Raw genomic sequence first — 25,331 nt, 5'->3', positions numbered from 1 at the left:
ATGTCTTCCACTTGTTTTACAGGAGTCGTCATGCCGTACATCAAAGTTGTCAATGGAGTCATGCAAGAGTTCAACGCCGCCGGCGTCAACACGGGCAAGGTTAGCGGCATCGGCCTCAATGCGCACGCGTATCTGGAGCGCCGTCAATGGAGCGCTACCGCACCGCTGGCGCCGGAAGTGGAACATCCTGATTACAGTACCGATTTGCCTTATCTTGCGGCCAACGGCTTCAAGTACATCCAGGTGATGGTGGCGCCATTCAACGGCAGACAGGCTGACGGTACGGGCTATCAGGTATGGGACTACGTTGTCGGCGAGCCGAGGTTTGCCACCGACAACACGGTCGTGGACCTGAGAATTCAGGATAAATATTGGGAGGCAAGACAACCTGCATGCCTTGCTGAGCGCCATACGCCGTACGGGCGTGCAATTGGCATGCTATTGGGCCTGGAATGCGGGGAAAACCATGGAGCGCGCCGGTTTGAACCTGGTGGAGACGCCGGGGTACAGTAACAAACGCAAGGCGGTCTGGGACGCCTTGCGCGGCGACGACGCCGTCCGTCAGGCGCCGCCCACGCCTTGCTTCGGCGTCAAGAAAACCTTGCAGTTCCAGCCGGGCCTCCTGCTTACCGTACCGTCATCCGTGCGCTACGAGAGCGCCGATTTTTCGCTGTCGTATTGCATCCGGCAACAGGCATTTTCCACGATGGTGGGCCGGGGCGGGGCGTTTGTCGCGCGCCAGGCGAACCTGAAAGGATGGACGCTGCTGACGCAGGATATCCAGACGTTCCTGTTCCTGCGCAACAGTGCCGGTGCTGGCTTCAATAACAATGGTCACGGCGTGAACGTGGATAGCGCCAACCGCTGGTTTCGCTGCACCTACACCGTCAAGCATGATGGTTCCATCAGCCTGTATGTCGACGATTTCCTGATGTCGCAGGGCAACAAGATGGCGACGCCATTCGTGCAGGCCAGCGGCGCGCCCCTGGTGATCGGCCGCGCCGTGCATGCGCTGGAGCAGGGCGCGCCCGCCTGGCAGTTGTCGGACGTCATCCTGTACGACCGCGTGCTGACACCGAAGGAAGTGCATGACTATGGCCAGTATGGCATCGTGCACCGGCCTGTGGGACGCTGGAAGCTCGACGGCAACCTGGAAGACAGCTCCGGCTTCGGCAATCACGCCAGCACGGCGGGCGGGTTGACGTACGTCAACGTCTGATTCGCCGATCCGGCGTCGGATGTGTTGCGCGGCCATGTTTTTTGACAAAAGCATGGCCGCGCCGAGATGGCATGGGGCGCGCTGGCTCAGGGTGGCTTACAATATCGTTTTGCACCAGTTACTTGAAAACTACTATGTCCAACGAGCAACCAGCAGTCGTCACCGAAGCGGCTTACCTCACCCTGCATTATCGTCTTGCTACTGTTGACGGTACTGACATTGTCACGACCTTCAGCGGCAATCCCGCGACCTTGATGCTGGGACAGGGCCAGCTGGCACCGTTCCTCGAGCAGCGCCTGCTGGGCTTGCCTGAAGGCACGCACCAGACGTTCGAACTGGCGGCCGGCGAAGGCTTTGGCGAGCGCAATCCCGAGCTGGTGCAGTCCGTCTCGCGCGCTACCCTGGACGAGAACTCCGTGCCCGGTGCCGACTACAAGATCGGCGACCTGGTCGACTTCGCCGCCCCGGGCGGCGGCCGCTTTGCCGGCGTGCTGCGCGAAATGCGCGACGACTCGGCCCTGTTCGACTTCAACCATCCGCTGGCTGGCCAGCCGCTGCGCTTTGAAGTCAAGCTCATTTCGGTCCTGTAAGGAGTAGCGATGGATAAAGAACTGTTACTGGCCCAGCCCCGCGGTTTCTGCGCTGGCGTCGACCGGGCGATCGAAATCGTCGAACGCGCCTTGCAGCAATTTGGCGCACCGATCTATGTGCGCCATGAAATCGTCCACAACGCCTATGTGGTGGCCGACTTGCGCAACAAGGGCGCCATCTTCATCGACGACCTCGATGACGTGCCTGCTGGCAATACGCTCGTGTTTTCCGCCCATGGCGTGTCGAAAGCCGTGCGCGCCGAGGCGGAATCGCGCGGCCTGAGCATTTTTGATGCGACTTGCCCGCTGGTTACCAAGGTGCACATGGAAGTGGGCAAGATGCGCCGCGAAGGCCGCGAGATCATCATGATCGGCCACGATGGCCATCCCGAGGTCGAAGGCACGATGGGCCAGGCCGATATGGGCATGCATTTGGTGGAAACGCTCGAAGATGTGGCGAAACTGCAGGTCGCCAATCCGGAGAGCCTGGCCTATGTTTCGCAAACAACGTTGTCAGTTGACGACACTAGCGACATTATTGCGGCCTTGAAAGCGAAATATCCGAATATCGCCGAGCCGAAAAAAGGCGACATCTGCTACGCCACCACGAACCGCCAGGAAGCCGTGAAATTCATGGCCCCGCAAGTGGAAGTGGTGATCGTCGTCGGCAGCCCGAACAGCTCGAATTCGAACCGCTTGCGCGAAGTGGCCGAGAAGATGGGTACGCCAGCCTATATGGTCGACAATGCCTCGCAAATCGACCCCGCCTGGCTGGAAGGCAAGCTGCGCGTGGGTGTGACGGCTGGCGCCTCGGCGCCCGAGGTGCTGGTGCAAGCCGTCATCGACCGCTTGAAAGAGTGCGGCGTGCGTAGCGTGCGTCCGCTCGACGGTGTGCAGGAAGCCGTCACGTTCCCGATGCCGAAAGGCCTCGATGGCATCAAGCGCGACGTCGCCTGAGTCTGTACGGCTGCTGAGTATCGATGAAATAGTCACCTCAAAACCGAATTTAATTCGGAAATGATCGATTTATTCCGAGCTTAGTTTTTGCAAAAGATCGTTATGATTGCCTCAAGCTTGAATATGTTGTCGTTATGACTAAGCAAGGTCACGCCCGTTTTCAGTGCGTGCACCATGCTGGTGAGAATGGTCCAGGGATGGCACTGCAGGAATTCTTCCTCCGGTGCCGTTTTTGTATCAGCGACCCATGTTCTGGCGGAAGTTGTTCCCGAAAAATGCATATTTGATAGGGCAATCATGGATACATTCATCCAGCAGATCATTAACGGCTTGGTGTTGGGCAGCATGTATGCCTTAGTCGCCCTCGGTTACACAATGGTGTACGGCGTTCTGAACCTGATCAACTTCGCCCACGGCGACGTGCTCATGATCGGCGCCATGGTGGGCTTGACCATCCTCAAGCTGCTGGGCATCTATGTGCCCGACTGGCCCGGTTACCTGAAACTGGCCACCGCCATCCTCGGCGCCATTCCCATCTGTATTCTGGTCAATATCATCATCGAGCGGGTCGCCTACCGCCGCCTGCGCAACGCCCCCCGCCTCGCCCCCCTGATTACCGCCATCGGCGTCTCCATCCTGCTGCAAACCTTCGCCATGATGATCTGGACGCGCAATCCCTTGCCCTTTCCGCAATTGCTGTCGACCGATCCCATCAACATAGGCGGTGCCGTGATTTCGCAAACGCAAGTGCTGCTGCTGGCCCTGGCCGCGCTGTCGATGGGCGGATTGGTGTTGCTGGTGGAAAAAACGAAAATGGGCCGCGCCATGCGCGCCACGGCGGAAAATCCCCGCGTGGCTGGACTCATGGGTGTCGATTCCGACAAGGTCATCGTTGCCACCTTTGCCATCGGCGCGGCGCTGGCGGCCGTGGCGGGCGTGATGTGGGGCGCCAACTATGCGTCCATCCAGTTCTCCATGGGCGCCATCCCCGGCTTGAAGGCCTTTTGTGCGGCCGTGCTGGGCGGCATCGGCAATATCTATGGCGCCATGCTGGGCGGTATCTTGCTGGGCATTATCGAGAGTCTGGGCGCCGGCTATATCGGCGACATCACGGGCGGTTTCCTGGGCAGCCACTACCAGGATATCTTTGCCTTCGTCGTGCTGATCATCGTGCTGACTCTGCGCCCGTCCGGCATCATGGGCGAACGCGTGGCCGACCGTGCCTGATGTGAAACTGGGAGATTAAATCATGGCACTACTCGATTTTGACGCTAAGAAAAATCCGACCAAAGCCTACGCCGGCATGCTGGGCCTGGCCGCGCTGCTGATGGTGTTCCCGTTTTTTGCCGCCCAGTTCGGCAACTCGTGGGTGCGCATCATCGACATGGCCTTGCTGTACATCATGCTGGCCCTGGGCCTGAACATCGTCGTCGGCTTTGCCGGCTTGCTAGACCTCGGCTACATCGCCTTCTATGCCGTGGGTGCCTACCTGACGGCCTTGCTGGCCTCGCCCCAGTTCGCCATCCTGCTCGAATCGGTGGTGAACCAGTATCCGGTGCTGGGCGAAACCCTGGTGCAGCTGATGGGGCCGGAAATCCGCGAAAACGGCATCCACCTGTCGATCTGGATCATCGTGCCGCTGGCCGCCTTTGTTGCCGGCCTGTTCGGCGCCCTGCTGGGTGCGCCCACATTAAAACTGCGCGGCGACTACCTGGCCATCGTGACCCTGGGCTTTGGCGAGATCATCCGCATCTTCATGAACAATTTGAACGACCCGATCAATTTCACGAATGGGCCGCAAGGCATCAATCTGATCGACCCCATCCGCATCTTCGGCGTCAACCTGGCGGGCGAGGCGGGCACCAACAGCACCGTCATGGTGGCCGGCTTTTCCATGCCGTCCGTGAATGCGTATTATTTTCTTTTCCTCTTCCTGTGCATCGCCGTCGTGTTCGTCACCAAGCGCCTGCAGCATTCGCGCCTGGGCCGCGCCTGGGTAGCCATCCGCGAAGACGAGATCGCCGCCAAGGCCATGGGCATCAATACGCGCAACGTGAAATTGCTGGCCTTTTCCATGGGCGCCTCGTTCGGCGGCGTGGCGGGCGCCATGTTTGCCTCGTTCCAGGGTTTTGTTTCGCCGGAATCGTTCTCGCTGACGGAGTCGATCGCCGTGCTGGCCATGGTGGTGCTGGGTGGCATCGGCCACATCCCCGGCGTGATCCTCGGTGGCGTGATCCTCGCCTCGATACCGGAAGTGCTGCGCCACGTGGTGGAACCGGCCCAGCAGGCGCTGTTCGGCCACGTGGTGATCGAGGCGGAAGTGCTGCGCCAGCTGCTGTATGGCCTGGCCATGGTGTTGATCATGCTCAACCGTCCTGCCGGCCTGTGGCCATCGCCGAAGCACGAAGACCGGCCCGACCACGATGTGGACCAGCCGAACAAATCCACCGGCGTCGTGTCCGCTTAAGGGAGGGATAGCATGAGCGAACAGATCATTCTCAATATTGCCGGCGTGAATAAGCGTTTCGGCGGCTTGCAGGCGCTGACCGACGTGGGCATCACCATCCGGCAAGGCCAGATCTACGGCTTGATCGGCCCGAACGGCGCCGGCAAGACGACGTTCTTCAACGTGATCACCGGCCTGTACCAGCCCGATACGGGCACCTTCGAACTGGCCGGCAAGCCGTATTCGCCATCCGCGCCGCACAAGGTGGCGAAGGCGGGCATCGCGCGCACCTTCCAGAACATCCGCCTGTTTGGCGACATGACGGCGCTGGAAAACGTCATGGTGGGGCGCCATGTGCGCTCGCACCAGGGAGTGTTCGGCGCCATCTTCCGCCACAAGGCGGCGCGCGAGGAAGAGGCGTCCATCCGCAAGCGGGCCATGGAGCTGCTCGATTTCGTCGGCATCGCCCAGTTCGCCAGCCGCACGGCCCGCTTCCTGTCGTATGGCGACCAGCGGCGCCTGGAAATCGCCCGCGCGCTGGCCACCGATCCGACCCTGCTGGCCCTCGATGAGCCGGCGGCGGGCATGAATGCGACGGAAAAGCTGGCCTTGCGCGAGTTGCTGGTGAAAATCAAGGCGGAAGGCAAGACCGTGCTGTTGATCGAGCACGACGTGAAACTGATGATGGGACTGTGCGACCGCATCACGGTGCTCGAGTATGGCAAGCGCATCGCCGAAGGCTTGCCGGCCGAAATACAACAAAACCCGGCCGTCATCGAGGCTTATCTGGGGGGATCGCACGCATGAGTAATATATTGAAGGTGGCGGGCCTGCACGTGGCCTACGGCGGCATCAAGGCGGTGAAAGGCATCGACCTGGAAGTGAACGAGGGCGAGCTGATCGCGCTGATCGGCGCGAACGGCGCCGGCAAGACGACGACCTTGAAAGCCATCACGGGTACTTTGCCTGCCTGCAAGATCGAGGGCACGATCAGCTACCTGGGCGAGTCGCTGAAGGGCACGAAATCGTTTCACCTGGTGGAAAGGAAACTGGCCATGGTGCCGGAAGGGCGGGGCGTGTTTACCCGTATGTCGATCCGCGAAAACCTCATGATGGGCGCCTACACGCGCACGGACAAGGCGGGCGTCGAGGACGATATCGCCCGCTGGTTCGACGTGTTTCCCCGCCTGAAGGAACGGGCGGCGCAGATGGCCGGCACCCTGTCGGGCGGCGAGCAGCAGATGCTGGCCATGGCGCGTGCCCTGATGAGTCATCCGAAGCTGCTGCTGCTCGATGAGCCATCGATGGGCCTGTCGCCCATCATGGTCGAGAAAATTTTCGAGGTGATCCGCAAGGTCTCGTCCGAAGGCATCACGATTCTGCTGGTCGAACAAAATGCCCGCCTGGCCCTGCAGGCGGCGCACCGCGGCTATGTGATGGATTCCGGCCTGGTCACCATGGGCGGCAACGCAGCCGCCATGCTCGACGACCCGCGCGTGAAGGCGGCGTATCTGGGGGAGTAAGAGGGATCAGGCATAAAAAATGCCCCAGCTGGGCTGGGGCATAATGGCATCCGTCGGGGAAGTACGGGATGGATGCCTGGAGGAGCCGATAACAGCGGACCGCCGTAGCGGTCGCGCAGGAATTACTTGGCAGCGCGCGGCACGACTTTTTCAGCCGCTTGCGTGAACTGGTTCACGGCCGAGGTCAGGTTTGCTTCGATGGCTTCGACGGCTTGCTTGCTGGTTTTCGAGAATTGCTCGTAGCCTGCATTGGCGTTGCCGATGGCGCTTTTCAGGATGGCGACGGCGTTTTCCGAACCGGCTGGCGCGTTCTTGGTGACTTCTTCCACCAGCGACAGGACTTTACGGTTGGTTTCAGCGATTTGCGATTCAGCAGCTTTGCTGAATTCGGCTTGCGTGCCCGACGTGATGGCAGCCAGGTGACGGCCATAAGCGATGGCTTTTTCGGCGCCAGGCTGGGCTTGGGCAGAGGCCAGCGAGAAGAATTCTTGTGGATCTTTTGCCGACAGCAATTGCTTGGCGGCGGCGGTCGATTCTTCCAGCGTTGCTTTGGCAGCGGTCAGATTCAGTTCGACGATCTTTTCGATGCCTTCGAAGGCTTTGCCCGTCAGCGACGAGAACAGGGCGAATTGGGCTTCCAGGTTGGCTTTGGTAGCGGACGAAAATTGCTCAGGAATTGAAAACATATAAATCTCCAAAAAATCGAAATCTGGTTAATTTGATGCTGCGTGTACCGTTTGGGAAAGCAGGTGAATCTAAATTTTTCAAGCTGAACAAGAATTGTGCAACGCAACAAACCCTATTCTACGGCGAAAAAAAACGAAGTCAAGCGATTCTTGTGCGATGCAACAATTGAATAGATTTGCGTCAAAAGCCATTGTTTCTAAAGAGAAATATTTGATTTCTGTGTGTTAATGGTTTAGCCCTAAACCATTATTTCCCCACCTTTCAGGACGGGTGCGGCGCAGCATGCTAGACTTTGCCTCCCGCACTGGCGCAGCGCCCCGGTGCCGATCCTGTTTCCCGAGTTGATACCATGTCCAATCTTCCCGCCGCGGCTGGCGCCAGCGGCAAAGCCTCTTTCCTGACGACCCTGGCGCCGATGGCCTTGCCCGGCTTCTTCGTGTTGTTATGGAGCACAGGCTTTATCGTGGCCAAGTTCGGCTTGCCGTATGCGCCGCCGCTGACCTTCTTGCTGCTGCGCTTCCTGGGCGTGCTGGTGATCCTGCTGCCGCTGGTGCTGCTCTTGCGCGCGCCGTGGCCCGTGGGCCAGTTCCGCCAGATCGCCGTGGCCGGCATATTGATGCAGGCCGGCTACCTGGCCGGCGTCTGGTGCGCCATCAAACTGGGCATGCCGGCCGGCCTCTCTGCGTTAATTGTCGGCATGCAGCCAGTGCTGACGGCCTGCGCCGCGCCCCTGATCGGCGAATCCGTGCGCCCGCGCCAGTGGCTGGGCCTGTTCTTTGGCTTGCTGGGCGTGGCTCTCGTCGTGTATGCGAAGATCAACCTCGTGGGCCTGACGGTGGAAAGCGTGCTGCTGTGCGTGTTCGCGCTGCTGTCGATGACGGCCGGCACCATGTACCAAAAACGCCACTGCCCGCAATTCGACTTGCGCACCGGCACGGTGGTGCAGTTTGCCGCCTCCATCGTGGTGGTCTTGCCATTCGCCCTGTATTACGAAGGACTGGACTTGCATTTCAGCAATGTGCAATGGACGGCGAATTTCATCGGCGCCTTGCTGTGGTCGGTACTCGTGCTGTCCATCGGCGCCATCTTCCTGCTGTTCGCCCTGATCCGCCGCAGCGATGCGACAAAAGTGACGGGCTTGCTGTACCTGACGCCGCCCACGACGGCCGTGATGGCCTGGCTGATGTTTGGCGAAGCGTTCAATATGCTGGGTATCGCCGGCATGCTGGTGGCCGTGGTCGGTGTGGTGTTCGTGGTCAAGAAATAGACTAGATATAGCGGGAGAGCAGGGCAGTGAGCAAGCAAGCATCTGAAATACAGTCGGCGCAGCAAGCCGTGGACGCCGTCATCGTGTCGCGCCGTTCGATCCGCGCCTTTTTGCCCACGCCGGTGGCGCAGGAGGATATTGCGCGCATCCTGGAAGTGGCGGCGCGCGCGCCATCGGGCGCCAACATGCAGCCGTGGAAAGTGTATGTGCTGTCGGGCGAAGCGCGCCTGCGCCTGTCGCGCCGCATCCTGGCCGCCTACGACGCGCCCAAGGCAGCCGATGCGCCCGCGCGCACGGCGTCGTACACTTATTACCCGCGCCAGTGGACGGCGCCGTTCATCGAGCGTCGCCGCAAGATCGGCCTGGACCTGTACCAGCTGCTGGGCCTGGAGCGTGGCGACACGGCCGGCATGGCGGCCCAGCATGGACGCAATTTCCAGTTTTTCGATGCGCCCGTGGGCCTGATCTTTACCATCGAACGGGTGCTGGAACAGGGTTCCTGGCTCGACTACGGCATGTTCTTGCAAAACATCATGCTGGCAGCGCGCGCGCGGGGACTCGACACGTGCCCGCAAGCGGCCTTCATCCATTACCATGACATCATCCGCGACGAGCTGGGCGTGCCGGCCAGCGAAATGGTGGTGTGCGGCATGGCCCTCGGCCATGCCGACCCGGACAAGGTCGAGAACCGGCTGAACACGGAACGCGAGCCGCTGGCCGGCTTTGTTAAATTCATGGACAAATAGACATTACTGGCGACGGACACGGTCAAACAAGCGGTTAAGGATGAGTTTGTTTGCTGATCGCCAACGATTTGTATTTCATTGCTGCAATAAATACTGTCCTAACTGTTAAATAGACTTGCGATTACTCTGCATTTCGCTACACTGCAATAAGGCAACAGCTTCACGGGGAATTATCGAATGGCTAAGTTTAAACTTGCGCTGGGTATCCTGGCTTCCCTGCTGTTTGCGCTGGCGCCGGCTGCTGCCGTGCACGCCAAGGAAGCGAACGGCAAATCCTCTGCGTCCAAGAAACAAAATACCAAGAAAGTCAAAGTCGTGCTGCGCAAGGGCGCGACGGCCGCGCCGCGCGAAAAGACCGCGCGCCGGGTCGTCATGGTGCGCGGCAAGCGCAAAGTCATCTATCAAAAAGTCAGCAGCGTGGTCGTGCCCATGGCCGCACCGATGCCGACCATGGGTGATCTGGCCGGCCTGAACCTGACGCGCGATCCGCTCGACCTCAAGTCCAGCGTGGCGCTGGTGCTGGACCAGGCCAATGCGGAAGTGCTGTTTGAAAAGAATTCCAATGTGGCTTTGCCCATCGCCTCCATCACCAAGATGATGACGGGCCTGGTGGTGGTCGAAGCGCGCCAGGACATGGATGAAGTGCTGACGATCACGGACGAGGACGTTGACCGCGCCAAGTTCAGCAGTTCGCGCCTGAAAGTGGGTTCGCAATTGACGCGCGCGAATATGCTGCACATCGCCTTGATGAGCTCGGAAAACCGCGCCGCCTCGGCGCTGGGCCGTAACTATCCGGGCGGCTTGCCGGCGTTTGTCGACGCCATGAACAGCAAGGCGCGCCAGCTGGGCATGATGGATACGCATTATGTCGACTCCAGCGGCCTGTCAAAAATGAACGTGGCCAGCGCGCGCGACCTGGGCAAGCTGGCCATGGCCGCTTTCCGCCATCCGCTGCTGCGCGAATACTCGACGGACCCGAAAGCCATCGTCGAAGCCAGCGGCCAGCCCATGCAGTTTGGTAATACGAATCACCTGGTGGCCAACCCCGGTTGGGAGATCGGCTTGCAAAAGACGGGATTCATCAATGAGGCGGGACGTTGTTTGATGATGCAGGCTGTCATCGAAGGACGGGCCGTGATCATGGTCTTCCTCGACTCCAAGGGAAAGCAGTCGCGTACGGCCGATGCGGGACGCATGCGCAAGTGGCTCGAAGCACTGAAACCAGCCAACATGAGCCTGCCCGGCGGCTAAAAATATACAGGGTAGCGTAGCTGCCCTGTATATTTAGTCTTGCGGGATATAGCCCAGCGTGACGGAAATCTGGTTCGCCGTTTCCACCAGGTCCACCAGCCACTCATCCTGCAGACGGTCGGCCGGCGCCGAGATCGACAGGCCGGCGATCAGCTTGCCGGAGTCGTCGCGGATGCCGGCGGCCATGCAGCGCACGCCCAGTTCCAGCTCTTCATTGTCGCGCGCATAGCCGCGCTCGCGCACCAGGCTCAGTTCGCGCTCGAGTTTTTGCAGATCAGTGATGGAATTCTTGTTGTGTCCGGCCAGGCCCGTGCGCGTGGCATACGCGCGGATGGCTTTCGGCTCGTCCACCGACAGGAACAGCTTGCCGGTCGAGGTCAGGTGCAGCGGGCCGCGCCCGCCGATGGCGCGCACCACCTGCATGCCCGAGCGCTCGGAAAAGGCGCGGTCGATGTAGACGATCTCGTCGCCCTGGCGCACGGACAGGTTGATGGTTTGCTGGGTTTTCTTGTGCAGCTGGCGCATGAAATCCAGCGCCGCTTCGCGCACGCTGAGGCGGCTTTTCACCACATTGCCCAGTTCCAGCAGGCGCATGCCCAGCCGGTACGTGCCCGGTTCGATGCGGTCGACAAAGCGCGTCAGCACCATGTCGTTGAGAATGCGGTGCGCCGTCGAGGGGTGCAGGCCGGAAACCTTCGACAATTCCTTCAGGCTGACCGGGTCCGAATATTTCGCCAGGGCATCAAGCAGGGCGACCATGCGTTCGATCACCTGTATCGTTGTCTTGGGGGCCGCGACCGGTTCAATTTTCATGATGGATTTGGTGCAATGCAGTATTCATGCTTCTTTATACCATAATGTGAAAAAATAATGAAATGTTCCGAGATATTCGGCGAATAAATGGTCACAGTGCTATGTCGCCCCCATAATGTGCCCACTGCACTTGATTTACATATGGAAAACTATGCAACCTGTAAATGAATTCAAAAGTAAGAGTGGCTTGAAGCGGATCTTTTCCGCTTTTTTCTACTCGCTCGATGGCTTGAAGGCGGCCTGGCGCCACGAACACGCGTTCCGCCAGGAGCTGGGCCTGTTCGTCGTCGGCACGGTGATCGCCTTGCTGCTGCGCATCTCCGCCTTTGAAAAGCTGGTGCTGATCGGCGTGCTGCTGCTGGTGCTGATCGTCGAGCTGATCAATTCCGCGCTGGAAGCCGTGGTCGACCGCATCTCGCTGGAGCGCCATCCGCTGTCGAAGAATGCCAAGGATTTCGGCAGCGCGGCCGTGTTGCTGACCTGCATCCTGGCCTTCGCCACGTGGGCCGTCGTATTATTTAACCGTTTCTATTAACCGCTTTATCCCCGGTGTGCGCCATCCATATGCGAAAATCGCATATCAAACGGCGAAACGCTTCGTTCTCTTTGCGGCCATAGCGCCGTAATCTGGTGGTTCTGAAAGTTCAACCACTCGGGGATCTTAGATGCTGTCGAAAAAAATCATCATTGCCGCCGCCATCAGCGCGTTTGCCATTCTGCAAACGGCGCAGGCTGCCGATATCACCCTGCTCAACGTGTCGTATGACCCGACGCGCGAGCTGTACCAGGATGTGAACACGGCATTTGCCAAGGAGTGGAAAGGCAAGACGGGCGACAACGTCAAGATCAAGCAATCGCACGGCGGTTCCGGCAAGCAGGCGCGCGGCGTTATCGATGGCCTGGAAGCGGACGTCGTGACCTTGGCCCTGGCCTATGACATCGATGCGCTGGCCGAGCACAAGCTGCTGGCCGCCGACTGGCAGAAGCGCTTGACGCACAACAGCTCGCCGTACACCTCGACCATCGTGTTTCTGGTGCGCAAGGGCAACCCGAAAGGCATCAAGGACTGGAATGATTTGATCAAGCCGGGCGTCTCCGTCATCACGCCGAACCCGAAAACCTCGGGCGGCGCCCGCTGGAACCACCTGGCAGCGTGGGGCTACGCGCTGCGCCAGCCGGGCGGCAACGAAGCGAAGGCCAAGGATTTCCTCGGCAAACTGTACAAGAACGTGCCCGTGCTCGATTCCGGCGCGCGCGGCGCCACCACCACGTTTGTTGAGCGCGGCATCGGCGACGTGCTGATCGCCTGGGAAAACGAGGCTTACCTGGCCGTCAAGGAACTGGGTCCGACCAAGTTCGACATCATCACGCCGTCCGTCAGCATCCTGGCCGAACCGCCTGTCGCCGTCGTCGACAAGTTTGCCGACAAGCACGGCACGCGCAAGGTGGCCGAGGCTTACCTGAACTACCTGTACACGGACGAAGCGCAAGACATCATCGCGAAGAATTACTATCGTCCGGCAACGGACAAGGCGGCGAAGAAATACGCGTCGCAATTTGCCAAGGTCAACCTGTTCACCATCGAGCAAGTGGCGGGGGGCTGGACGGCGGCACAGAAGGCGCACTTTGCCGACGGCGGCATCTTCGACCAGATCTACCAGCCTAAATAAGATCGGGTGGCACGATTGCCAGACCGTTACTAAAAGGATCCACCATGGCGCTGCGCAGCTTTTCCGATTACCGGGTACTGATCGTGCCGGGCTTGCATAACAGCGGTCCCGAGCACTGGCAGAGCCGCTGGCAGCGCCTGTATCCGCAATTCGAGCGGGTCGAGCAGGACGACTGGAACGCTCCCGACCTGGCCACCTGGTCGGCGCGCCTGGACCAGGTACGGCGGCAGGATGCGCGCCCGACCCTGATCGTGGCCCACAGCTTTGGCTGCCTGACGACGGCGCACAGCCTGGCCCGCGATCCGCAGGGCGTGGCTGGCGTGCTGCTGGTGGGGCCGGCCGATCCCGACAAGTTTGGCGTGGCGAAGGCATTGCCGCAAAAGCGGTTGCCTTGCCCCGGCATATTGATCGCCAGCCAGACCGACCCATGGATGACTGCCGAACACGCGGCGCAGTGGGCACGGCGCTGGAATTGCAAGTATATTGATGGCGGTGCGCTGGGTCATATCAACGCCGAGTCGCGCCTCGGTGACTGGGTCTACGGCCAGGCGCAACTGCAAACACTGTTTGATCTGGCGCAAAGCGACAAGCGCCACCGTCAGGCAGCCTGATTCGACGCACATCCCATTGCCACACAACCTCACAAGGAGATCACGATGACTTTACGCCTGGGCGATGTCGCCCCTGATTTTGAACAAGACAGCTCGATCGGCCCGCTCAAGTTCCACGAGTGGGCGGGCAATTCCTGGGTGGTGCTGTTTTCCCACCCGGCCGACTTTACCCCCGTGTGCACGACGGAACTGGGCCTGACGGCCAAGCTCAAACCGGAATTCGACAAGCGCAACGTGAAGGCCATCGCCCTGTCCGTGGACGCGGCCGAATCGCACAAAAGCTGGATCAAGGATATCGAAGAGACGCAAAACACGGTGGTGGGCTTCCCCATCATCGCCGACGTCGACAAGAAAGTATCGGTGCTGTACGACATGATCCACCCGGAACAGTCCGTTACGGCCACCGTGCGCTCCGTCTTCATCGTCGATCCGAACAAGAAGGTGCGCCTGATCCTCACGTACCCGCTGAGCACGGGCCGCAACTTTAATGAAATCCTGCGCGTCATCGACGCCCTGCAACTGACGGATGGCTACACGGTGGCCACGCCCGGCAACTGGAAAGATGGCGACGACGTCATCATTCCATTGACCGTGCAAGACCCGGATGTGATCAAGCAGAAATATCCGAAGGGCTTTACGGCAGCGAAACCATACTTGCGCCTCACGCCGCAGCCGAACAAGTAAGAACGGGGTCAGATCCTATGGGTCTGACCTCAGCCGTCAAGGTGTTGGGTTAAGTGTGTGCCCAACCCCACCCCAAAAGCCGGGGTCGGACCCACAGGGTCCGACCCCTTTTTTTTCGCCCAGCATTTCCATCGGCAAGTATGCAAAATCCATCTAAGCAAATGAGAAATGGTTAGTTCTTTTTATAACGATTGCATGTGATTATTGCAGCCTATAACTCAAAAATGTAATAAGAAGGAGTTTCTATGTCTGCAGCATCAGCAGCACCGCTCAAGGCGCGCGGAGCGCCGTTTCGGGTCATGCCGGGGTTTAAGCTGTCACTGGGCTTCACGCTCTTTTACCTGGCCTTGATCGTCCTCATTCCGCTGTCGTCGGTGTTCCTGAAAACTTTCACCATGACATGGGACGCCTTCTTCAGCGCCGTCACCTCCGACCGCGTGATGGCGTCGTACCGCCTGACGTTTGGCGCTTCGCTGATCGCCGCCCTGTTGAACGTGGTGTTTGGCGGCATCCTGGCCTGGGTGCTGGTGCGCTATAAATTCCCCGGCAAGCGCATCATCGACGCGCTGGTCGACTTGCCGTTCGCCTTGCCGACGGCCGTGGCCGGCATCACCCTGACGGCTTTGTATTCGTCGAACGGCTGGTTCGGCCAGTTCATCGAAGGCGTGCTGGGCATCAAGGTGGCATTCACGCCGCTGGGCGTGGTGGTGGCGCTGACCTTCATCGGCTTGCCCTTTGTCGTGCGCACCGTGCAACCGGTGCTGGAAGACGCGGAAAAGGAACTGGAAGAGGCGGCCGCCAGCCTGGGCGCCAATTCCCTGCAAACGTTTATCCGCGTCATCTTCCCCACGATTTTGCCATCCTTGCTGACGGGCTTTGCGCTGGCCTTCGCCCGCGCCACGGGCGAATACGGTTCCGTGATCTTTATCGCCGGCAATATGCCGATGGTGTCGGAAATCACGCCGCTGTTCATTATTACCAAGCTGGAACAATACGATTACGCGGGCGCCACGGCCATCGCCGTGGTGATGCTGGTGGTGTCCTTCCTGCTGTTGTTGACGATTAACCTGCTGCAAGCATGGACGCGCGGAAAGGCGAAGAAATCATGAGTACGAATACGACTGCCATCGCTGGCGTGGACAATGCGCGCCCGACGGCGCGCCGCTTCGAGCCGAATGTCGGCCCCGTCGTGCTGGAGCCGTTGTGGGTGCGCACGGTACTGATCACCATCGCCCTGCTGTTCCTGACGACCTTTTTGATCGTGCCCCTGGTGGCCGTGTTTGCGGAAGCGTTCAAGAAGGGCTGGGAAGCGTATATCGCCGCCATCATCGACCCGGACGCGATTTCCGCCATCAAGCTGACCCTGATCACGGCAGCCATCGCCGTGCCGCTGAACCTGGTGTTCGGCGTGGCTGCATCCTGGTGCATCGCCAAGTTCGACTTCCGCGGCAAGAGCATCTTGCTGACCCTGATCGACTTGCCGTTTTCCGTCTCGCCCGTGATTTCCGGCCTGATCTATGTGCTGATGTTTGGCGCCCAAGGCTGGTTCGGCCCGTGGCTGCAGGCGCACGACATCAAGATCCTGTTTGCCGTGCCCGGCATCGTGCTGGCCACCATTTTCATTACCTTCCCGTTCGTGGCGCGTGAACTGATCCCGCTGATGCAGTCGCAGGGCAGCGAAGAGGAAGAGGCCGCCATCGTGCTGGGCGCGTCGGGCTGGAATACCTTCCGCCGAGTCACCTTGCCGAACATCAAGTGGGGTCTGCTGTATGGCGTGATCCTGTGTAACGCCCGCGCCATGGGCGAGTTCGGCGCCGTGTCCGTCGTCTCCGGCCATATCCGCGGCGAAACGAACACCATGCCGCTGCAAGTGGAGATTCTGTACAACGAGTACAACTTCGCCGCCGCGTTCGCCGTCGCCTCCCTGCTGGCCCTGCTGGCCCTGGTGACCCTGGCCCTGAAAGCTTTCATTGAGTGGCGTTTGAACGAGAGCGACGCCGACGATTCCGCCTTACGTTCTACGGAGCACTGATATGACCATCGCAGTTAAAAACATCCACAAGCGTTTCGGCGATTTCGTCGCCCTCGACAATATCTCGCTGGACTTTCCCGCCGGCGAATTGACGGCCCTGCTGGGCCCGTCCGGTTGCGGCAAGACCACCTTGTTGCGCATTATTGCCGGCCTCGAACATCCGGACAGCGGCCAGGTGCTGCTGGACGCGGAAGACGCGTCGAACCGCCACGTGCGCGAGCGGCAAGTCGGTTTCGTCTTCCAGCATTACGCGCTGTTCAAGCACATGACGGTGTTCGAGAACGTGGCCTTCGGCTTGCGCGTGAAGTCGCGCAGCGAGCGCCCGTCGGAAGACCAGATCCGCCGCAAGGTGAAGGATTTGCTGGAATTGGTGCAACTGGACTGGCTGGCCGACCGCTATCCGCCGCAGCTGTCGGGCGGGCAACGCCAGCGCATCGCCCTGGCGCGCGCGCTGGCTGTCGAGCCCCGCGTGCTGCTGCTCGACGAACCGTTCGGCGCCCTGGATGCCAAGGTGCGCAAGGAATTGCGCCGCTGGCTGCGCCGCCTGCATGACGACTTGCACGTGACCAGCATTTTCGTCACGCATGACCAGGAAGAAGCGCTGGAAGTGGCGGACCAGGTGGTGCTGATGAACAAGGGCACCGTCGAGCAGCTCGGTTCCCCGGAGCAAGTCTACAACCACCCGGCTTCGCCCTTCGTGTATGGCTTCCTGGGCAACGTCAACCTGTTCCACGGCCGCGTGCACGACGGCGTGATGGCCACCGGCGACGCCAGCTTCGAGGTGCCCGATTACGCGGGCGTGAGCGACAGCAAGGGTACGGCCTATGTGCGTCCGCACGACCTCGAAATCGACCGCTACACGCAGGGCGCGGAAGGCATCGTCGTCAAGCTGAGCCGCGCGCATGCGATCGGCCCGCTGGCCCAGCTGGATTTGCAGCGCGTCGATAACAGCGAGCTGATCGAAGCTGTGATGTCGAACGAGCGTTTTACCCATCTGCAGCTGAAGGAAGGCGAGACATTGGTTGTCCGCCCGAAACGCCTACATGTATTTGTTGAACCCACCCGAACTTGATACAGGATAGCCATGAACTTTCAACAATTGCGATCGATCCGCGAAGCGGCCCGCCGCGGCTATAACCTGACGGAAGTGGCCAACGCCCTGTTCACGTCGCAGCCGGGCGTGAGCCGGCAAATCCGCGAACTCGAGGATGAGCTGGGCGTGGTGATTTTCGAGCGCAACGGCAAGCGTTTGACGGGCTTGACGGAGCCGGGCAAGGGTATCCTGAAGATCGTCGACCGTCTCTTGATCGAGGCGGAAAACCTGCAGCAGGCCAGCCTCGAATACAGCGGCCAGACCAGCGGCACGTTATCGGTGGCGGCCACGCACACGCAGGCGCGCTATGCGCTGCCGAAAGTGGTGCAAAGCTTCCGTGCCGCTTTCCCCGACGTGCGTATCGCGCTGCAGCAAAGCGCGCCCGAGCACATCGCGGAATGGGTGCTGTCCGGCAAGACCGATATCGGCATCGCCACGGAAGGCTTGAGCCAGTTCCCCGACCTCGTGTCGTTCCCGTGCTACCGCTGGAGCCATTTGATCGTCGTGCCGGACGGCCACCCGCTGCTCGAACACTCGCCCATCCGCCTGGGAGACCTGGCGAAGTATCCGCTGATTACCTACGACAAGGGTTTCACGGGACGCGGCCATATCGACGATGCGTTCGCCAAGGCGGGCGTGGCGACCGATATTATTCTCACTGCCATGGATTCCGACGTCATCAAGCAATACGTGGCGCTGGGCCTGGGCGTGGGCATCGTCGCCTCGATGGCCTTCGACCATGGCAGGGACAAGGGTCTGCGGGCCGTGGAAGCGTCGCATCTGTTCGCCACCAACACGACGCGCCTGGCCGTGCGCCGCGGCGCCTACCTGCGCGCGTACGCCTATGAGTTCATCCTGCAACTGGCGCCGGACCTGACGCGCGAAGACATCGACCGTGCCATGGCGGGCGAGGACGCCCTCTAGGCGATGGCTGCCCTTTGCGCGCGCGTCAGGTTGGCCACGGCGCGCGCGTAGCTATCCTGTACCAGCTCCGCCAGGTAATCGGCCGGGAAGCGCGCCACATCCACGATCGTCACCCAGTGAAAGCGGCCCATGTAACGGGCCGGTTTCACGCCCGGCATGTCCGTCAGTTCGATAAAGCGCCCGGCGCTGACCCGCAGGCTGAAGCGCCACTGCTCCGGTGCGCTGGTCTTGAAGTACGCAAATTTTTTCCCCGCCACTGCATACACGAGGATATTCGACGGCGCACCGTACAGCACGGCTTGCGCGCCGGGCAGGGTCGCGCAAAATTCCTTCAATTCATCTATTGTCATTCGTCAACCGCCATGAATTGTTGCGTGTTGTGGTCGAAGGCATAGGCCGCGCCGGCCGGAGCATCCAGCAGGGCAATAAAACGGTCGTCCACGCTGAGCACGGCTCCCAGCGACACGAGGGCCACGTTGGCGCTGTCGTGCATGTAGTCGTCGCTTTCGTCGTTGGCCGTGAAGCGCCAGCCGCTGTCGTCGTCGTTGTCAGGCTCCTCGCGGTACAGATAACCGACGGGCGCGCCGTCTTCCAGCACTTTTTTCGTCACGAAGCACAGGCCCGCGTAGCGGTTGACGAGGTTATCGTCATCGTCGTGCTGGGTATTGATGATGTGGCGCGCATCGAAGGCGACGGGGGCCTTGGCCTGTAAATCCTGGATGTAGCCGGGCATGTTGTCGAGCTTGCCGGTGAAGTGGCCATGCGGTTCGACCGTATCCACCAGCACCCACATGCGCTCGGCGCCCGGCGCTTGCGGATCGTCGCTGTGGAAGGCGAAGATCAGCTTGACCACCTCGCCGGGGCGCACCTGGGCGATGGCCTCGGGTGGCGATTTATAGAAAGTGTAGGGATGGCGCGCCGCCAGTTCGGCGGCGTCGGCCAGGTGCCAGCTGGGCATGGTTGCTTATCCGTGATCAAAAAGAGTAAGACCCATGGTAGCCGATTGCGTGTCAGGATGACCACGCATACCTTCCGGCTTGCCATTGGAGCAGGGCGACCCTGCCACTTTACATGTGCTGAGATACAACAATCCTGTTCCCCGGAACGGCGAGCGCGCTCATGGCAACGATGGCGGCAAGCCTCGTGATAGCAGGCCTCGCCAATAAATTGATAAGACCAATTGAAATTTTCAATGGCCGAAGATGTTTCTTTTATTGCATTTAGATTTCCTGGATGATATCTTTTGTCCAATCGCAAAAAAATATAACAAAAATATAATCAACATTGTAGTTTTTGAAATTAATCGATAGGGGAAACTATGAACATGACTAAACATGCCGTGCTGGGTCTCTGCCTTGCTGTCTCGGCTTGCCTGGCGCCATTGGCCCAGGCTGCTAGCTGGGTGGAAATCACCGACCCTGCCATGAGCGGCTTCCTGGTGGGCGGCAATACCGTCACCTATGGCAGCGTGGCAGCGGACGCGGTCTGGGTCTATGACGGCGCCAACCCGGCCGGCGCGCAAAGCGCGGCCGCCATCAAGAGCTTGGTCAGCAGCAAGTTTGGCCTGCCCTCCAGCGGCGCCGGCTCGTTGGTCTTTGCCGCCCAGGGCGACCTGGCCAGCAGCAAGTCCGGTTCGTTTACCGTCAACTCCAGCTTTGACTACCTGGCCGTGCATTATGGCCGTGGCGAACTATTGTTCCACTGGGATACGCCGCTTGCCGCGAATACGGTCTTCAGCATTGCCAACCTGCCGCGTGGCCTGAGCAATTTCCGCGCGTACAACTCCGTCTCTGCCGTGCCTGAGCCAGCGACCTACGGCATGCTGATGCTGGGCCTGGGACTGGTCGGTTTTGTCGCGCGCCGCCGCCGCGCCTGAGCCTGATGCGCCTGCGGGCGCAAGACATGAAAAAGCCCGGAAACGCGATGCGTTCCGGGCTTTTTGCATGGCAGAGCGCTATTTACCAGCTATAGCCAGCCTTGGCGTAGTAGTAGCGGCCGTTGAAACCGTTCGGCGCGAAGATGCTGTACGGCTGGGTGCCGTTGACATTCAGGTTGCCCGCGCTCGTCACTTGCGCCGGGTAGCGGTTGGTGACGTTGTCGATGCCGGCCACCAGGCGCCAGTTCTTGCCCAGTTTCACGGAACCGGACACGTCCAGCACCCATTGCGGGTCATACGTCTGGTCCAGCTTGACATCGTTCTGCGGCACGGTGAAGCTGCCGTAGCGCGTCACGACGCCGTGCGTATTCCAGATGCCGAAGCCGTAGTCGGCGGCCAGGCTGAACTTGTCCTTCGGCGAGGCCACCGTGATGCGGTCGATGCTCTGGCGGTCGATCAGTTTCAGGTTGTTGGCCGTCAGGATGGCTGGATTGTCGGCGATTTTCTGTACCGTGCTCTTGTTATGGTTGTAGGCCACGGTGAGATCGAGGCGGTCCTTGTCCTGCAGGTCGATGCGGTAGGTGCTGACGATGTCCACGCCTTCCGTGCGCGTGTCGACGGCGTTGGTGAAGTAGCGCGCCGCGCCCACGCTCGAGCCTTGCGTCGCCAGCTGGGCCTTGAGCTTGTCGTTCAGCGCCAGGTTGGCCGAGAACAGGATGCGGTTGTCGATGTCGATGCGGTAGGCGTCTACCGTCGTCGTGAAGTTGCGGTTAGGCTGGAACTGCAGGCCCAGGCTGTAGTTGCGGGCTTTTTCCGGTTTCAGGTCCTGTGCGCCCAAGGCGCGCGCCTGCGGCGTGTTGACGGCAAAGGTGCCCGTCTCGATGGCCGTATTGTTGCCGTTGATGACCTGGAAGTTGGTGGTGGTGATGGTGTAGTACTGCTGCGCCAGCGATGGCGCGCGGAAGCCGCTCGATACGGTGCCGCGCAGGGACAGCGCGTCCGTGAAGGAGTAGCGGGCCGAGCCCTTGGCCGAGGTGGTGCTGCCGAAATCGCTGTAGCGCTCATGGCGCAGGGCCACGCCACCCGACAGTTTCTTCGTCGCTTCCGCTTCCAGGTTCACATAGATCGACTCGTTGTGGCGCGAGTGGCTGCCTGCGTTGACAGGGCGGAAGCCGGCAAAGCCTTGCGAGCCGCCGCCTGTGTACGACGCTGCGTCGCCGGCGCCGATGCTGTATTTCTCATGCCGCGCTTCCGCGCCGACGGCTACAGTCAGCGGACCCGTAAAGTAAGAGACGGGAAACTCGCGCGCCGCGTCCAGATTGAATACGGTCTGTTCGTTTTTCAGCGAGCCGGCGTAGAAATGCGTGGGGCTGTTCGCGCCCAGCGACTGGTTGACCGTGTTGTCCAGGTCCAGTTCGAACTTGTTGCTGCCGTAATTGATGCTGGCATCCCAGCGCCAGCCGGCCGCTTCACCGCGCAAGCCCGTGACGATGGACTGGTCCGTCAGGGTGCTGTTTTGCAGCGGCAAGAAGCCTTCCGGATAGATCGGCGTGCGCTGCGAGTAGACCTTGGTGACGGGGTCCTGGATCAGGGCCGTGCGCCATGTGGCGGCGGCCGACGTGTCGCGCTTGCCATAATTGCCGAAGGCATACCAGTCGATATTGTCGTTGATGCGGTATTCGCTGTTGAGGAAAATCGTTGCCGGTTTGCTTTCCGGATCGCCATAGCGCTGGTTGACCTTGCCGTAGCGCGGTTCCAGCGGATTGCGGAAGTCGGCGCCGGCACGGTTGGTCGGGTCGCGTTCCGCCACTTCCGCCGAGACGCGCACCCAGCCGTCGTCACCCAGGGCGAAGCCGGCCGAACCCTTGATGGATTTTTGCTTGCCGTCGCGTTCCTGCGTCTGGCCATAGCCCACTTCGATATCGCCGCCGGCCGCGCCTTTTTTCAGGATGATGTTGATCACGCCGGCAATCGCATCGGAACCGTACTGGGCCGCCGCGCCATCGCGCAGCACTTCCACGTGGTCGATGGCGGCCAGCGGGATGGCGTTCAGGTCGACGGGCGCCGAGCCGCGGCCCAGGGAACCGTTGACGTTGACGACGGCCGAGGTGTAGCGGCGCTTGCCGTTCACCAGCACCAGGGTCTGGTCGGGCGACAGGCCGCGCAGCTGGGCCGGACGCACGGCGTCGCTGGCGTCGGCGCCCGTGGCGCGGGCAAAGTTCAGCGATGGCAGCAGGCGCGCCAGCACGGTGGCCAGTTCGCCCGAACCCGTGCTTTGCAGGTCGCGCGAGGTGAGGATGTCGATAGGCGATTCGGAATCGATGGTGCGGCGGTTCTTGGCGAACGTGCCGGTGACCACCACCGATTGCAGTTCACCTTCGGCCGGCAGCTCTTGCTGCGCTTGCGCCTGCATTGGCAGGCTGAAGCAGGCGATCAGGCTGGCGGCGATAACGGTTTTCACGGGCAGGGCGGGAAGCTGGGAGCGGGCGGTGCTTGAACTCATCGACAATATCTCTTCGGTTGGTGGATGCGCGAACCATGGCGGTCCGGTGATGACATCAGAGTAACAGTGGGCCTGTGGCGTGCTTACGAATCGTTCTGTCTATCGATATGCAATAAATGTCTGATACACGTCCAAATGGCGCGGGTAGCGCATATGGCCTCGTTTCCAGCATACGACCGGGCACGGCAAGGCCGCAATGCTGCACAGCAGTAAATTGCCAGCTGTTGTATAAATACGACTATCTGCGATGAGCGTGGGGAGCCTGGCGGCGGCATGCGCCGCCAGATGGAGCGCGCCTACTGTCCCGGATTGGGCAGGCTGGCGTGGATGGCGTCGACGGCCGCCACCAGTTCCGGCGACAGGGTCACTTGATGGGCGTCGATATTCTGCTGCAACTGCGCCACGCTGGTGGCGCCGATGATGGTCGAGGCCACGAACCAGCGCGAGTAGCACCAGGCCAGCGCCAGCTGCGCCGGCGTCAAGCCGTGCGCGCGGGCCAGCGCCGCATACTGGCTGGCTGCCGCGATGGTAGCGGGGCGCACGTAGCGGGGACTCCAGCCGGCCGGGAAGCGCGTCAAACGGCCCTTGGCCTGCGGGTCATCGATATATTTCGCCGTCAGCTGGCCGAACGCCAGCGGACTGTAGGCCAGCAAGCTGACATTTTCCCTGTGGCAGGTTTCATCGAGCAGGCTCGTCTCGAAATGGCGCGCCGTCAGGTTGTACAGGTTCTGGATGGAAACGATGCGCGGCAAGCCTTTCAGCTCGGCCTGCTTGATGTATTCGCACACGCCCCACGACGATTCGTTCGACACGCCGATATTGCTGATCTTGCCTTCCTCGACCAGCTTGCCCAGCACGGCCAGGGTGTCTTCGATGGCGACCGAGGCGTGCTCCTTGCGCGGGTTGTACACGCTGGCGCCGAAGATGGGCAGGTTGCGGCTGGGCCAGTGCAATTGATACAGGTCAATGTGCTCCGTCTGCAGCCGGCGCAGGCTGTCCTCGACGGCGGCGCGGATGTTGACCGCGTCGTGGTCCGTCTTGCCCTTGCGTATCCAGTGCATGCGCGAATTCGGCCCGGCTACCTTGCTGGCCAGCACGATCTGGCTGCGCTTGCCGCTTTTCTTCAGCCAACTGCCGATGTAGCGCTCCGTGCTGCCCTGCGTTTGCGCGCTGGCCATCACCGGATACATCTCGGCTGTGTCGACGAAGTTGATGCCCCGCTCGAGCGCGTAATCGAGCTGGCTGTGCGCTTCCGCTTCGCTGTTCTGCTCGCCGAAGGTCATCGTGCCCAGGCAGATCCGGCTCACCTCCAGGCTGCTGGAACCCAGCTTGACCTTGGCTATCATTTCGCCTGTTTGCCGCGCAGCGCGCGCGCGCAATCCTTGATCAGCGCGGGACCGGCGTAAATCAGGCCGCTGTACAGCTGCACCAGCTGCGCGCCCGCCTCGAACTTGGCCACGGCGTCGCTGCCCTGCATGATGCCGCCCACGCCGATAATGGGCAGCGCATCGCCCAGTTCGGCCTTCAGCAGGCGGATGACATTGTTCGACAGCTCGAACACGGGCGCACCCGACAGGCCGCCCGCTTCGGCGCCGTGCGGCATGCCTTCCACGGCGCTGCGCGACAGGGTCGTGTTGGTGGCGATGACGCCGTCGATACGGTGGCGCGTGAGCGACTCGGCAATGCTTTTCACCTGTTCGCCATCCATGTCCGGCGCGATTTTCAGGGCCAGCGGCACGTAGCGCTTGTGCTTGTCCGCCAGGCGCGCCTGGGCATCTTTGAGCTGCGACAGCAGGGCGTCGAGTTCCGACGCGCCCTGCAGCTGGCGCAGGTTTTTGGTGTTCGGCGACGAGATGTTCACCGTCACATAGCTGGCATACGGGTAGACTTTTTCCAGGCACAGCAGATAGTCGTCGGCCGCCCGCTCGATAGGTGTGTCGGCATTCTTGCCGATGTTCAGGCCCAGCACGCCGGCGCGGTCCTGGTAGAACTGCGACGCCTGCACGTTGGCGACAAAGGCGTCCACGCCGCCATTGTTAAAGCCCATGCGGTTGATGATGCCCTGCGCCTGCGGCAGGCGGAACATGCGCGGTTTCGGATTGCCCGCCTGCGCGCGCGGCGTGACGGTACCCACTTCGATGGAACCAAAGCCCAGGTCGGCCAGCGCGTCGATGTAGGCGCCATCCTTGTCCAGGCCGGCGGCCAGGCCGACGGGATTGGGGAAGGTGATGCCCATCACCGTGCGCGGGTCGGCTGCCGGCTTGCCGGCCAGCTTCGTCAGGCCCAGCGCGCTGGCGCGTTTCAGGGCGGGCAGGGTGAGATGGTGGGCCGCTTCGGCATCCATCGAAAACAGCAGCGGGCGGGCGAGGGAGTACAGGAATTTTTCAGACATGGGGCGCTTTGAGTAGGTGTGCGGGCTGCCGGGAAGGGCTGGCGGCG

At 61.0% G+C, this 25,331-nt stretch carries 28 protein-coding genes; 20 read left to right on the top strand and 8 right to left on the bottom strand.

What is annotated here, in order from left to right; all coding sequences use genetic code 11:
* The first annotated feature begins 30 nt into the window (after positions 1-30).
* From LSO07_RS24115 to ispH, 4 genes are all read left to right on the top strand, one after another.
* Positions 31-513, top strand: a complete 483-nt coding sequence (locus LSO07_RS24115) for a hypothetical protein (RefSeq protein WP_151096787.1) — start codon at positions 31-33, stop codon at positions 511-513.
* Positions 467-1,219, top strand: coding sequence for a LamG domain-containing protein (locus LSO07_RS24110; protein ID WP_151096785.1), 753 nt, complete (start codon positions 467-469; stop codon positions 1,217-1,219). Before LSO07_RS24115 ends, LSO07_RS24110 begins: the two co-directional genes overlap by 47 nt.
* Positions 1,220-1,353: 134 nt before the next feature.
* Positions 1,354-1,809 carry an FKBP-type peptidyl-prolyl cis-trans isomerase gene (locus LSO07_RS24105; RefSeq protein ID WP_034785165.1) on the top strand — a complete coding sequence of 152 codons (456 nt, stop codon included), beginning with the start codon at positions 1,354-1,356 and terminating at the stop codon, positions 1,807-1,809.
* A gap of 9 nt (positions 1,810-1,818) precedes the next feature.
* Complete coding sequence (gene ispH, locus LSO07_RS24100) at positions 1,819-2,766, top strand: 4-hydroxy-3-methylbut-2-enyl diphosphate reductase (protein ID WP_034785166.1); 948 nt, start codon at positions 1,819-1,821, stop codon at positions 2,764-2,766.
* An 80-nt stretch (positions 2,767-2,846) separates the two neighbouring features.
* On the opposite strand, the gene LSO07_RS24095 is transcribed toward ispH, so the two are convergent.
* Positions 2,847-3,065, bottom strand: a complete 219-nt coding sequence (locus LSO07_RS24095) for a hypothetical protein (RefSeq protein ID WP_151096783.1) — start codon at positions 3,063-3,065, stop codon at positions 2,847-2,849.
* Between LSO07_RS24095 and LSO07_RS24090 the strand changes: the two genes are divergently transcribed.
* From LSO07_RS24090 to LSO07_RS24075, 4 genes are read left to right on the top strand one after another with little or no spacing between them, the layout of a single operon-like run.
* Positions 3,064-3,993, top strand: a complete 930-nt coding sequence (locus LSO07_RS24090; protein ID WP_034785168.1) for a branched-chain amino acid ABC transporter permease — start codon at positions 3,064-3,066, stop codon at positions 3,991-3,993. The genes LSO07_RS24095 and LSO07_RS24090 overlap by 2 nt on opposite strands.
* A gap of 22 nt (positions 3,994-4,015) precedes the next feature.
* Complete coding sequence (locus LSO07_RS24085) at positions 4,016-5,233, top strand: ABC transporter permease subunit (RefSeq protein ID WP_034785169.1); 1,218 nt, start codon at positions 4,016-4,018, stop codon at positions 5,231-5,233.
* Between the two features lie 12 nt (positions 5,234-5,245).
* Complete coding sequence (locus tag LSO07_RS24080) at positions 5,246-6,019, top strand: ABC transporter ATP-binding protein (protein WP_034785170.1); 774 nt, start codon at positions 5,246-5,248, stop codon at positions 6,017-6,019.
* Entirely contained in the window at positions 6,016-6,735 is a 720-nt protein-coding gene (locus LSO07_RS24075) for an ABC transporter ATP-binding protein (protein ID WP_070256673.1), read from the top strand. The genes LSO07_RS24080 and LSO07_RS24075 overlap by 4 nt, the downstream gene beginning before the upstream one ends.
* 122 nt (positions 6,736-6,857) lie before the next feature.
* Here the strand turns inward: LSO07_RS24075 and LSO07_RS24070 are convergent, their stop codons facing one another.
* Positions 6,858-7,421 (bottom strand): phasin family protein, encoded by a 564-nt coding sequence (locus LSO07_RS24070; RefSeq protein WP_092608379.1) that lies wholly within the window; start codon positions 7,419-7,421, stop codon positions 6,858-6,860.
* 350 nt (positions 7,422-7,771) lie between these two features.
* Here LSO07_RS24070 and LSO07_RS24065 point away from each other — a divergent pair, with 350 nt between their 5' ends.
* The 3 genes from LSO07_RS24065 (at position 7,772) to LSO07_RS24055 (ending at position 10,686) form a co-directional block, all read left to right on the top strand.
* Complete coding sequence (locus LSO07_RS24065; RefSeq protein WP_034785174.1) at positions 7,772-8,689, top strand: DMT family transporter; 918 nt, start codon at positions 7,772-7,774, stop codon at positions 8,687-8,689.
* 26 nt (positions 8,690-8,715) lie between these two features.
* Entirely contained in the window at positions 8,716-9,435 is a 720-nt protein-coding gene (locus LSO07_RS24060; protein WP_151096781.1) for a nitroreductase, read from the top strand.
* A 177-nt stretch (positions 9,436-9,612) separates the two neighbouring features.
* Entirely contained in the window at positions 9,613-10,686 is a 1,074-nt protein-coding gene (locus tag LSO07_RS24055; RefSeq protein ID WP_151096779.1) for a serine hydrolase, read from the top strand.
* Positions 10,687-10,719: 33 nt separating this feature from the next.
* Here LSO07_RS24055 and LSO07_RS24050 read toward each other — a convergent pair whose 3' ends face one another.
* A complete protein-coding gene (locus LSO07_RS24050) occupies positions 10,720-11,499 on the bottom strand; it encodes an IclR family transcriptional regulator (protein ID WP_034785179.1) in 780 nt (259 codons plus the stop codon).
* Positions 11,500-11,650: 151 nt separating this feature from the next.
* Between LSO07_RS24050 and LSO07_RS24045 the strand changes: the two genes are divergently transcribed.
* The 8 genes from LSO07_RS24045 to LSO07_RS24010 all read left to right on the top strand — a co-directional run bounded on the left by LSO07_RS24045 (position 11,651) and on the right by LSO07_RS24010 (position 18,513).
* A complete protein-coding gene (locus tag LSO07_RS24045) occupies positions 11,651-12,034 on the top strand; it encodes a diacylglycerol kinase (protein ID WP_070281337.1) in 384 nt (127 codons plus the stop codon).
* 130 nt (positions 12,035-12,164) lie between these two features.
* Entirely contained in the window at positions 12,165-13,169 is a 1,005-nt protein-coding gene (locus LSO07_RS24040; protein ID WP_034785183.1) for a sulfate ABC transporter substrate-binding protein, read from the top strand.
* A gap of 44 nt (positions 13,170-13,213) precedes the next feature.
* Positions 13,214-13,780: an RBBP9/YdeN family alpha/beta hydrolase gene (locus tag LSO07_RS24035; protein ID WP_034747509.1), complete on the top strand. Its 567-nt coding sequence runs from the start codon at positions 13,214-13,216 to the stop codon at positions 13,778-13,780.
* 45 nt (positions 13,781-13,825) lie between these two features.
* Positions 13,826-14,464 (top strand): peroxiredoxin, encoded by a 639-nt coding sequence (locus LSO07_RS24030; RefSeq protein ID WP_034785187.1) that lies wholly within the window; start codon positions 13,826-13,828, stop codon positions 14,462-14,464.
* 299 nt (positions 14,465-14,763) lie between these two features.
* Positions 14,764-15,573, top strand: coding sequence for a sulfate ABC transporter permease subunit CysT (gene cysT, locus LSO07_RS24025; RefSeq protein WP_099408869.1), 810 nt, complete (start codon positions 14,764-14,766; stop codon positions 15,571-15,573).
* On the top strand, positions 15,570-16,496 hold the full coding sequence (cysW, locus tag LSO07_RS24020) for a sulfate ABC transporter permease subunit CysW (protein WP_034785420.1): 927 nt from the start codon (positions 15,570-15,572) through the stop codon (positions 16,494-16,496). Before cysT ends, cysW begins: the two co-directional genes overlap by 4 nt.
* 1 nt (position 16,497) lies before the next feature.
* A complete protein-coding gene (locus LSO07_RS24015) occupies positions 16,498-17,568 on the top strand; it encodes a sulfate/molybdate ABC transporter ATP-binding protein (protein WP_034747519.1) in 1,071 nt (356 codons plus the stop codon).
* 12 nt (positions 17,569-17,580) lie between these two features.
* Positions 17,581-18,513 carry a CysB family HTH-type transcriptional regulator gene (locus tag LSO07_RS24010; RefSeq protein WP_151096777.1) on the top strand — a complete coding sequence of 311 codons (933 nt, stop codon included), beginning with the start codon at positions 17,581-17,583 and terminating at the stop codon, positions 18,511-18,513.
* On the opposite strand, the gene LSO07_RS24005 is transcribed toward LSO07_RS24010, so the two are convergent.
* Together LSO07_RS24005 and LSO07_RS24000 are read right to left on the bottom strand one after the other, a co-directional pair.
* Positions 18,510-18,863 (bottom strand): MmcQ/YjbR family DNA-binding protein, encoded by a 354-nt coding sequence (locus LSO07_RS24005; protein WP_151096775.1) that lies wholly within the window; start codon positions 18,861-18,863, stop codon positions 18,510-18,512. The two genes, LSO07_RS24010 and LSO07_RS24005, sit on opposite strands and share 4 nt — an antisense overlap.
* Positions 18,860-19,471, bottom strand: coding sequence for an immunity protein Imm33 domain-containing protein (locus tag LSO07_RS24000; protein ID WP_151096773.1), 612 nt, complete (start codon positions 19,469-19,471; stop codon positions 18,860-18,862). The genes LSO07_RS24005 and LSO07_RS24000 overlap by 4 nt, the downstream gene beginning before the upstream one ends.
* A 360-nt stretch (positions 19,472-19,831) precedes the next feature.
* On the opposite strand from LSO07_RS24000, the gene LSO07_RS23995 reads away from it, so the two are divergent.
* Entirely contained in the window at positions 19,832-20,389 is a 558-nt protein-coding gene (locus LSO07_RS23995; RefSeq protein ID WP_092608397.1) for a PEP-CTERM sorting domain-containing protein, read from the top strand.
* Positions 20,390-20,471: 82 nt separating this feature from the next.
* On the opposite strand, the gene LSO07_RS23990 is transcribed toward LSO07_RS23995, so the two are convergent.
* The 3 genes from LSO07_RS23990 to LSO07_RS23980 all read right to left on the bottom strand — a co-directional run bounded on the left by LSO07_RS23990 (position 20,472) and on the right by LSO07_RS23980 (position 25,284).
* Positions 20,472-22,892 carry a TonB-dependent receptor plug domain-containing protein gene (locus LSO07_RS23990; protein ID WP_151096771.1) on the bottom strand — a complete coding sequence of 807 codons (2,421 nt, stop codon included), beginning with the start codon at positions 22,890-22,892 and terminating at the stop codon, positions 20,472-20,474.
* 296 nt (positions 22,893-23,188) lie between these two features.
* Positions 23,189-24,235: an aldo/keto reductase gene (locus tag LSO07_RS23985; protein WP_151097928.1), complete on the bottom strand. Its 1,047-nt coding sequence runs from the start codon at positions 24,233-24,235 to the stop codon at positions 23,189-23,191.
* Positions 24,235-25,284 (bottom strand): quinone-dependent dihydroorotate dehydrogenase, encoded by a 1,050-nt coding sequence (locus tag LSO07_RS23980; protein ID WP_151096769.1) that lies wholly within the window; start codon positions 25,282-25,284, stop codon positions 24,235-24,237. Before LSO07_RS23980 ends, LSO07_RS23985 begins: the two co-directional genes overlap by 1 nt.
* Positions 25,285-25,331 lie beyond the last annotated feature (47 nt).

Origin of the sequence: Janthinobacterium sp. PLB04 (genome assembly GCF_021165895.1) — a bacterium.
In the GTDB taxonomy this organism is placed as follows: Bacteria; Pseudomonadota; Gammaproteobacteria; order Burkholderiales; family Burkholderiaceae_D; genus Janthinobacterium; species Janthinobacterium lividum.
Note: the sequence above shows the minus strand (reverse complement) of the source record. Positions and strands in the feature narration are given on the sequence as shown.